Here is an 8,257-nt window from a genome sequence, read left to right as displayed (position 1 = left end):
GGCGGCTCGATCCGCCAGCCGGCAGCCTTCACCGGCACGGTTGGCATCAAGCCGACCTATGGTCGTTGCTCGCGTTGGGGCACGGTTGCCTTCGCTTCCTCGCTCGATCAGGCCGGCCCGATCGCCCGCGACGTCCGCGATGCCGCGATCCTGCTGAAGTCGATGGCAAGCGTAGATGCCAAGGACACGACCTCCGTCGACCTGCCGGTGCCGGATTACGAAGCTGCCATTGGCCAGTCGCTGAAGGGCATGAAGATCGGTATCCCGAACGAATATCGCGTCGATGGCATGCCCGACGAGATCGAGGCCATCTGGCAGCAGGGCATCGCCTGGCTGAAGGATGCAGGTGCGGAGATCGTCAACATCTCGCTGCCCCATACCAAATACGCCCTGCCGGCTTATTATATCGTTGCACCCGCTGAAGCCTCTTCGAACCTCGCCCGTTACGATGGCGTACGCTACGGCCTGCGCGTCGACGGCAAGGATATCGTCGACATGTACGAGAAGACGCGTGCCGCGGGCTTCGGCAAGGAAGTCAAGCGCCGCATCATGATCGGCACCTATGTGCTGTCGGCCGGCTACTACGACGCCTACTACCTGCGCGCCCAGAAGGTCCGTACACTCATCAAGCGCGACTTCGAACTCGCCTTCGATGCCGGCGTCGATGCCATCCTGACGCCAGCCACCCCGTCGTCCGCCTTCGGCGTTGCCGACGAGAACCTCGCTGCCGATCCGGTCAAGATGTACCTGAACGACATCTTCACGGTCACGGTGAACATGGCCGGCCTGCCGGGCATCGCCGTTCCCGCCGGCCTCGATCACAAGGGCCTGCCGCTTGGCCTGCAGCTCATCGGCAAGGCCTTCGACGAGGAAACCCTCTTCAAGACCGCCCATGTCATCGAACAGGCCGCCGGCAAGTTTACGCCCGCCAAGTGGTGGTAACCGGTCTAACGATACGAAAGATTTCAGACGCCGACCACAAAATGGTCGGCGTTGCTGGTTTTGCCGCATGGACGGCAAGCAATGCCTTTGAAGACGGGCGAGATCTTCGTTGCTGAGCTTGACGGAGGAATCGTCGGCTGGGGCGCACGGGAGAACGCGCCAAACTATATTTCCGAACTTTGGGTGCATCCCGATCATCAGGGTAGAGGCATCGGCAAAGCGCTGCTGCTTCATCTCTGCGACCTGATGAAAGACGAGGGGCTGGAAACGGCGCGGCTCGACACGCATGCGAAGAACAGCGGTGCAATCCGTCTTTACGAGCGCTGCGGTTTCAAGATCATCTGGCACGGTATCGAGTTTGCAAAGAGCATGGGCGTCCCGCTCGAAAAGGTGCATTTGCAGAAGCAATTAGCCGAGGACTAGCGCGACAGGCCTGAAGAAAGGCAGGCGCCGTCTCGGATTTCGAGGCGGCGCCTGTTATAGAGGGAGGTCTTTGCGAGGAGGGCCTCATGCCGAAACAGGATCTTGCGCGGTTGATCGGGGCCTTTGATCGCCTCGCTGCCAGTGGCTTTAAATTGGGCGCAGAGTGGGAGGCGGTTCACGAAATCTGCCAGAACCACGAGGGTGAACAGGTTTTCGATTGGGGCCATGCCCTTTGCCACCGCGTCGAAGGCGACGATTGGAACGCCGGTTACTGGTATCGCCGCGCCGGCAAGACGATTGGAGCAGGCACGATTGCCGAAGAATGGGCGGCGATGCGTCCGGAGCTTTCTGAAAAGCTCTGAAACGTTCCTGGCCGCAGGGCGATGGCGCCGCACGGCCAGGTTTTGTCAGACCTATCTGTTATCGAGCTGTGACCTGACGAGCCTCAGTCCTCTTTCGCTGATCCGGTAGGGCTGGCCGGCGGAAGATTTGATTGCCTTCAGCCGTTTCAGCTTGCGGAAAAGCTCCATGCCGAAGCCGGGATAGACCCAGCCGTCGCGGGTGAAGCAACTTACCGTTTCGATTTTTTTATTGTCGTCTCGGGTGATTTCGATACGGCCGCCCTGGGCCATAAGGTGCAGGATGCGCTGTTCTGCGCGCGAGATGTCCATTGCTGTTGATCCGGAAACGCGCCTTCAGGAAGGCGCACGAAAACGATTTGGCGCTCGGGTTTAGCCGATACGCCGCGGCTTCGTTTTTCGGGCCCATGCGCGCGAGGCTATGCTTGCGGGCAGGGGCCTTTACCGGGTCTCAGGCAGGTTAGACATAAAACACCTCTGACGGGCTTTTTATCAGCAACCACAATCCGGTCAAGCAGGCGCAGCGGAACAAAGAAGCCGCCGATAATATTGCTTTCGCGTCTTCATCTCATTGCAGGGACTGGAAAATTGCCCGACTCAATGGTCTACTCTCTGTACTAACGCGGAGGTGCCATTGATCCACATTCGCAATGCCCGCGAAGGCGACACGGCGCTCTTGAGCGAAATCGGCTTGCGAGCCTGGCAAAGAGCGATGGCATTGATCGGCGAATCGGACGCCATGACGGATGGAGCCCGCACCGCCTTCCGAACGTTCGTGGATAATAACTGGCTCACCGTCACGGTCGTCGAACAGAACGGGCAGGTGGCCGGCTGGGCCGCGCGCGAAGGACTGGACGAGACCATTTCTGACTTCTGGATCGATCCGAGCTTCAATCGTCAGGGGCTCGGCACCGCACTTCTGGAGCATATCGAGTCTGATATTTTCGAGCAGGGCTTCGAGGAGGCGGCGATGCAGACCCATTCTGGAAATACAGAGGCGATCTCCTTTTTCCAGAAGCACGGCTACGCGATCCACTGGCTTTCGGTCGCCTATAATCCGAAGCTCGACCGCGACGTGCCATCAGTCGGTCTCAGCAAGCATCTCGGCCCGCAAGAGCCGGAAGGCTATGGCCCGGGTTTCTAGGCTGCCGAAAGCCTTGCACCGGCAGGCCATTTCCTTTACCTCACAACTTGAAAAGAACAGCCTTTAAAGAGCATCCAATGACCCTTGTCGACGTTCGCACACCTGATCCGAAACGTTATATCCCCGGCGCCACCGGCGATTGGGAAGTCATTATCGGCTTGGAAGTCCATGCCCAGGTGCTCTCCAATTCCAAGCTTTTCTCCGGCGCTTCGACGGAATTCGGCAAACCGCAGAATTCGAACGTCTCGCTCGTCGATGCGGCCATGCCCGGCATGCTGCCCGTCATCAACGAGGAATGCGTCAAGCAGGCGGTGCGCACCGGTCTCGGCCTTAAGGCCGAGATCAACAAGCGTTCGGTCTTCGATCGCAAGAACTATTTTTATCCGGACCTGCCGCAGGGCTATCAGATCTCGCAGTACAAGGACCCGATCGTCGGCGAAGGCAAGATCGTCATCTCGCTCGGCCCGGATCGCCAGGGCCAGTTTGAGGACATCGAGATCGGCATCGAACGCCTGCACCTGGAACAGGACGCAGGCAAGTCGATGCACGACCAGCATCCGACCATGTCCTATGTGGACCTGAACCGTTCAGGCGTTGCGCTGATGGAAATCGTCTCCAAGCCGGATATGCGCACCTCCGACGAGGCCAAGGCCTACATGACGAAGCTGCGCTCCATCGTGCGTTACCTCGGCACCTGCGACGGCAACATGGACGAAGGCTCCATGCGCGCCGACGTCAACGTCTCCGTGCGCCGTCCGGGTGAGCCCTTCGGCACGCGTTGCGAAATCAAGAACGTCAACTCCATCCGCTTCATCGGCCAGGCGATCGAATACGAAGCCCGCCGCCAGATCGGTATCCTGGAGGATGGCGGCACCATCGATCAGGAAACCCGTCTCTTCGACCCGAACAAGGGCGAGACGCGGTCCATGCGCACCAAGGAAGATGCGCATGATTATCGCTACTTCCCCGATCCGGATTTGCTGCCGCTGGAATTCGACGACGCCTTTGTCCTTGATCTTGCTCAGTATCTGCCGGAACTGCCCGACGACAAGAAAGAGCGTTTCGTCCGCGAACTCGGTCTCTCGATCTACGATGCCTCCGTGCTCGTCTCGGAAAAGGCGATCGCCGATTATTTCGAAGCCGTTGCCGAAGGTCGTGACGGCAAGGCGGCGGCCAACTGGGTGATCAACGATCTGCTCGGCGCTCTCAACCGCACTGGCAAGGATATCGAGGAAACGCCGGTTTCTCCGGCCCAGCTCGGCGCAATCATCGACCTCATCAAGGCCGAGACCATCTCCGGCAAGATCGCCAAGGATGTTTTCGAAATCATCCTCAATGAAGGCGGCGATCCCGCCGAGATCGTCGAAAGCCGCGGCCTGAAGCAGGTGACGGATACCGGCGCCATCGAGAAGGCCGTCGAAGAGATCATCGCCGCCAATCCGGATCAGGTCGCCAAGGTCAAGGCCAAGCCGACGCTTGCCGGCTGGTTCGTCGGTCAGGTCATGAAGGCGACGGGGGGCAAGGCCAATCCGCAGGCTGTGCAGGCCCTCGTCAAGGCCAAGCTCGGCATCGAGGAAGAATAACCAACGGCCTCGGCCAAACAGCGTGGAGCGGTGTTCGGAAGACCGATACCGCGAGGAGAAGGTCTTGGTTTATTTCGTCCGAACGGCTGGCGAGCGCGATCTGGAGAAGGTCCGCGCCCTGTTGGTCGAGAGCTTCCATGCGGCGTATGATGCGAGTTATGGCGTTGCGAAGGTCAACGAACTGATCGCTCATCTCTTTTCGCCGGCTGCGCTGAAAGCGCGGCTGACGAAGAAGAATGCCGAATTTCTCGTCGCCGATGACGGCCGGGACATCGGTGGCACGGGTTATGCGGCAATGTCATCCGAGATGACGAAGACCGTCATGCTGCATCTCCTCTATGTAAAGCCGGATCTGCAGCGCCAGGGTATCGGCCGCGATATCTTCGCCGAGCTGGAAACCTGCTTCCCGGACGCGGAAATCATGCGGCTGGAAGTCGAGGTTCAGAACCACGAAGCCATCCATTTCTATACACGGCTCGGTTTCGTCGAAGCCGGACGCAATGAGAACAGTGGCCCCGGTCTGTCAGGCATTCCGACGCTGGTTTTGGAGAAGGCGCTCGAGCTCCACTGATATGGCATCCGGCGACATTATCATCCGCGAAGCACGAGAAGCCGATCTGCCGGCTTTGATCGCCATGTTTGCTGCTGATCCGCTCGGCGGCCATGGGGATACGAGTGATCCGGAGGCCTATCCGGAGTACGCCCGCGCCTTTGCGGGGATCGCTGCGTCTCCCAACCAGACGCTTTATGTTGCCGAACGGGCCGCTGACGTCGTCGGCACCTTTCAGACTATGATCACCACCTCGCTCAATGCACGCGGCTCATCCGCCATGATCATCGAGGCGGTGCAGACGCGCTCCGATATGCGCGGGCAGGGCATCGGCGCGCGGATGATCGAATTCGCCATTGCCGAGGCGAAAGGTCGCGGCGTCCGGCTCGTCCAACTGACATCGAATGCGGTACGCAAGGATGCCCATCGTTTCTACGAAAGACTGGGCTTCAAGCCGTCGCATCTCGGTTTCAAGATGGCTCTGAAATGACTTAGTTTCGGCGGGAATCACTGGACAATTCGGCTTGGCGGCGGCATAAGCGAAAAAGCCTATCTGCTTTCGTCCGCGTCCTGCGGCTACGAGGAAAAGACATGATCAAGTTCCTGTTGCACACCTTCACCTGGTGGAACAATTACACTTTCGGCACGCTGTTCGCCCTTCGCGGCTTCAAGCGCGTTGGTGAAGACGAGTTGGGCAATGTCTATTACGAAGGTGGTCTTTCCTCTTACGGTCTGCCGAAGCGCTGGGTGATCTACAAGGGTTATGCGGAAGCTTCCGCCATTCCTCCGGGCTGGCACGGCTGGATGCATCACCGCACCGACGTTCCACCGTCCAAGGAAAACTACGTCGCCAAGGAATGGCAGAAGCCGCACCGCGCCAACCCGACGGGTTCGCCGCAGGCCTACCGTCCGCCGGGGTCGCTCTCGGCTGCCGGCGAACGTCCGCGCGTGACCGGCGACTACGACGCATGGACGCCGGGCAACTGAGCGTCAAGCATCCGACGGCGGGTCCTGCCCCGCGCTTTGGCCACAATTGACCTTTACCCGCAGGTTGGCCGCAATCGCTGCGGCCATGAACCTGATATGTGCTGGAGACGGGTAGATATGAAGCTTTCCCTGCGAAACACGGTCCTGCCGGCTGCGGGAGCTGTATCGCTATTGGCGCTTTCCGCCGGGCTTCTTTCCAATCAGGCACATGCTGCCCGCATCGACAATCCGGTCGCCGTCTTCTCCGGCCTCGACAAGATCACCGGCCGCATCACCACCTTCGACGTCTATGTCAACGAAACGGTCCAGTTCGGCGCCCTGCAGGTGACGCCGAAAGCCTGTTATTCGCGCGATCAGTCGGAAGCCCAGAAGATCGACGGTTTCGTCGAAGTCGACGAGATCACGCTGGACCGCAAGATCCGCCGCATCTTCACCGGCTGGATGTTTGCCGACAGCCCCGGCCTCAACGCCGTCGAGCATCCGATCTATGACGTCTGGCTGAAGGACTGCAAACAGAACTCGGACGTGCCGCCTCCGGACAGCGCCGGCGCAAAGTAAAAGCGGACGCTTGCAGCAAGATGACCGCTACGCAGGTGTCTTACACAAGGGCTATCGATAAGACGCGTCCCCAAACGGTCGCTACGCGTTGGGCGTTTTATTTCCTGTGAAGAGCCTCTTCACAAAGCTGATCGCCCCACCAAACACCACAAATACCAGGATCCAAGCCTTCTTGAGAAAGACGGCGGCGATGGCCAGCAATCCGACCTTCGCGGCTACTTTGGCGCCGGCGCCGGCCGCGATCATGCCCGCCATCCCGTAGGCGGCGATCTTGTCGCCATCCACGTAATCGCTGTAGTTCTTCCCCTTGTCGAACTGCACGAGCTTGGTGACCGTCGGGATCGCTGCCTCGATTTCTTTCAGCTGGGCAAGGCCGGCGATGAAATCAAACTCCAGGACACCTTCACGCCCGAGCACGCGGACAGAATAGTTCAGCGTGTGATCTGCCTTCATGTCGTCACCGAACAGCAGATCGCGTGCCCAGTGCAGCGCATGCGCGGACTTGTCGTAGTGCGGGGTGGAAGCCCAGCCGATCAGCGTGATCCGCGGAAAGCCCTGTTTCTGGCGCTCCTCATTGTTCTCGCTGATGGAATCCTTGATGTTCTGCAGCAGTTCGCCATAGTCGGTGGTCTCGGCATCCGCATCCGAAACATAACCATCCGCCTTGTATTCGACGATCGAGCCCCAGGATCCGGCATCCACCGGCGTATACTGAACCGGGAATATCATTCCGAGCGTCCCCGTAGCCGCAGCAGGAGGATTGCCCCAGATATCGACGAGCACCGTTTTCGTATCCTCAGGGCTGAGATAATAAAATCTGTCGGGTACGTTCAGCGTCGCCTTTGCAGCCGGAAGCTTGATCGCGCCTTGCTGGAAGTCGAGCTTCTCCAGAAGCGGCTTTTCTTCATCGGAAAAATCGGTCCTGTTCGGGAACATTTCCTGGTAAGGGCGGGCATTGGCCGCTCCGGCAGTCAGGGCAAACAGCATTGCGGCCGCAAAATATAGCTTCAAAATTCCATCCTCCGGTTGGATTCCAACCCTAGTAAAATCGGTCAGGAAATCAACGTCAGGATGAAAAATTCAACCTTAAAACTTTAGGTGTGGCGATTCCATCGCCGCGGCAAGCATCAGTGCATAGTCCGCTTTCGGTACGTCGAGCGCTCCAAATGTCTTTAGGTGCTCTGTCGTAAACTGCGTGTCGAGCAGTGTGAAGTGCTGCCGCCGCAGGTGCTCGACGAGATGCACGAGACAGATTTTGGAAGCGTCGGTCCGCCGCGAGAACATGCTCTCCCCGAAGAAGGCGGAGCCAAGCGACACGCCGTAAAGCCCACCGACGAGTTCACCGTCATCCCAGGCTTCGACGGAATGGGCGTGGCCCATGCGGTGCAGGGCTGAATAGAGTGTCCTGATGGTCTCGTTGATCCAGGTGCTCGGACGATCGGAGGTCTCGCTTGCACAGGCGATAATCACGGCATCGAAATCGCTGTTGAAGCGGATGTCGAAGGGCTTCTGCCGGATCGTCTTTCGAAGGCTTTTGGAGATGTGAAAACGATCGTCCAACGGAAGGACACCGCGGACATCGGGTTCGACCCAGAAGATTTCCGGATCGTCGGCGGATTCGGCCATGGGAAAAAGGCCGATCGAGTAGGCGCGCAGGAGGATTTCCGGGGTAATACCTGGTGACTTCCTGCGCGCTCCTGCCATTCCTGTC

At 59.1% G+C, this 8,257-nt stretch carries 11 protein-coding genes and 1 pseudogene; 9 read left to right on the top strand and 3 right to left on the bottom strand.

Annotated features, from left to right (window positions below; all coding sequences use genetic code 11):
- From PMI11_RS30660 to PMI11_RS30650, 3 genes and pseudogenes are all read left to right on the top strand, one after another.
- The coding region (locus tag PMI11_RS30660; RefSeq protein ID WP_007825230.1) for an amidase family protein at window positions 1-942 on the top strand (942 nt) is incomplete at its 5' end.
- Window positions 933-1,365 (top strand): annotated as a pseudogene (locus tag PMI11_RS30655) (GNAT family N-acetyltransferase). The gene PMI11_RS30660 and the pseudogene PMI11_RS30655, both read left to right, overlap by 10 nt.
- An 86-nt stretch (window positions 1,366-1,451) precedes the next feature.
- Window positions 1,452-1,727, top strand: a complete 276-nt coding sequence (locus PMI11_RS30650; RefSeq protein WP_007825228.1) for a hypothetical protein — start codon at window positions 1,452-1,454, stop codon at window positions 1,725-1,727.
- Window positions 1,728-1,778: 51 nt separating this feature from the next.
- Here PMI11_RS30650 and PMI11_RS30645 read toward each other — a convergent pair whose 3' ends face one another.
- Window positions 1,779-2,036 carry a YjhX family toxin gene (locus PMI11_RS30645; protein ID WP_007825227.1) on the bottom strand — a complete coding sequence of 86 codons (258 nt, stop codon included), beginning with the start codon at window positions 2,034-2,036 and terminating at the stop codon, window positions 1,779-1,781.
- Between the two features lie 322 nt (window positions 2,037-2,358).
- Between PMI11_RS30645 and PMI11_RS30640 the strand changes: the two genes are divergently transcribed.
- The 6 genes from PMI11_RS30640 (at window position 2,359) to PMI11_RS30615 (ending at window position 6,546) form a co-directional block, all read left to right on the top strand.
- Window positions 2,359-2,868: a GNAT family N-acetyltransferase gene (locus tag PMI11_RS30640; protein WP_007825226.1), complete on the top strand. Its 510-nt coding sequence runs from the start codon at window positions 2,359-2,361 to the stop codon at window positions 2,866-2,868.
- Between the two features lie 77 nt (window positions 2,869-2,945).
- Window positions 2,946-4,451 carry an Asp-tRNA(Asn)/Glu-tRNA(Gln) amidotransferase subunit GatB gene (gene gatB, locus PMI11_RS30635; protein ID WP_007825225.1) on the top strand — a complete coding sequence of 502 codons (1,506 nt, stop codon included), beginning with the start codon at window positions 2,946-2,948 and terminating at the stop codon, window positions 4,449-4,451.
- 64 nt (window positions 4,452-4,515) lie between these two features.
- Window positions 4,516-5,022: a GNAT family N-acetyltransferase gene (locus PMI11_RS30630; RefSeq protein ID WP_007825224.1), complete on the top strand. Its 507-nt coding sequence runs from the start codon at window positions 4,516-4,518 to the stop codon at window positions 5,020-5,022.
- Window position 5,023: 1 nt separating this feature from the next.
- The gene (locus tag PMI11_RS30625; protein WP_007825223.1) at window positions 5,024-5,491 is read left to right on the top strand and encodes a GNAT family N-acetyltransferase; all 468 of its coding nucleotides are present in this window, start codon (window positions 5,024-5,026) and stop codon (window positions 5,489-5,491) included.
- Window positions 5,492-5,592: 101 nt separating this feature from the next.
- Window positions 5,593-5,988 carry an NADH:ubiquinone oxidoreductase subunit NDUFA12 gene (locus PMI11_RS30620; protein WP_007825221.1) on the top strand — a complete coding sequence of 132 codons (396 nt, stop codon included), beginning with the start codon at window positions 5,593-5,595 and terminating at the stop codon, window positions 5,986-5,988.
- 117 nt (window positions 5,989-6,105) lie between these two features.
- Window positions 6,106-6,546 carry a DUF2155 domain-containing protein gene (locus tag PMI11_RS30615; RefSeq protein WP_007825219.1) on the top strand — a complete coding sequence of 147 codons (441 nt, stop codon included), beginning with the start codon at window positions 6,106-6,108 and terminating at the stop codon, window positions 6,544-6,546.
- 81 nt (window positions 6,547-6,627) lie between these two features.
- Here PMI11_RS30615 and PMI11_RS30610 read toward each other — a convergent pair whose 3' ends face one another.
- Window positions 6,628-7,557, bottom strand: a complete 930-nt coding sequence (locus PMI11_RS30610; RefSeq protein WP_007825202.1) for a DUF2167 domain-containing protein — start codon at window positions 7,555-7,557, stop codon at window positions 6,628-6,630.
- Between the two features lie 75 nt (window positions 7,558-7,632).
- Complete coding sequence (gene aat, locus PMI11_RS30605) at window positions 7,633-8,250, bottom strand: leucyl/phenylalanyl-tRNA--protein transferase (RefSeq protein WP_007825199.1); 618 nt, start codon at window positions 8,248-8,250, stop codon at window positions 7,633-7,635.
- Window positions 8,251-8,257 lie beyond the last annotated feature (7 nt).

Source organism: Rhizobium sp. CF142 (assembly GCF_000281145.1).
Lineage (GTDB): Bacteria > Pseudomonadota > Alphaproteobacteria > Rhizobiales > Rhizobiaceae > Rhizobium.
This window is presented reverse-complemented; position numbering and strand designations above follow the sequence as displayed.

Bases quoted from the DNA above. Each gene is read 5' to 3' on its own strand.
- PMI11_RS30650 (WP_007825228.1), top strand. From the start codon at position 1,452: ATGCCGAAACAGGATCTTGCGCGGTTGATCGGGGCCTTTGATCGCCTC.
- PMI11_RS30645 (WP_007825227.1), bottom strand. From the start codon at position 2,036: ATGGACATCTCGCGCGCAGAACAGCGCATCCTGCACCTTATGGCCCAG.
- gatB (WP_007825225.1), top strand. From the start codon at position 2,946: ATGACCCTTGTCGACGTTCGCACACCTGATCCGAAACGTTATATCCCC.
- PMI11_RS30625 (WP_007825223.1), top strand. From the start codon at position 5,024: ATGGCATCCGGCGACATTATCATCCGCGAAGCACGAGAAGCCGATCTG.
- PMI11_RS30620 (WP_007825221.1), top strand. From the start codon at position 5,593: ATGATCAAGTTCCTGTTGCACACCTTCACCTGGTGGAACAATTACACT.
- PMI11_RS30615 (WP_007825219.1), top strand. From the start codon at position 6,106: ATGAAGCTTTCCCTGCGAAACACGGTCCTGCCGGCTGCGGGAGCTGTA.
- aat (WP_007825199.1), bottom strand. From the start codon at position 8,250: ATGGCAGGAGCGCGCAGGAAGTCACCAGGTATTACCCCGGAAATCCTC.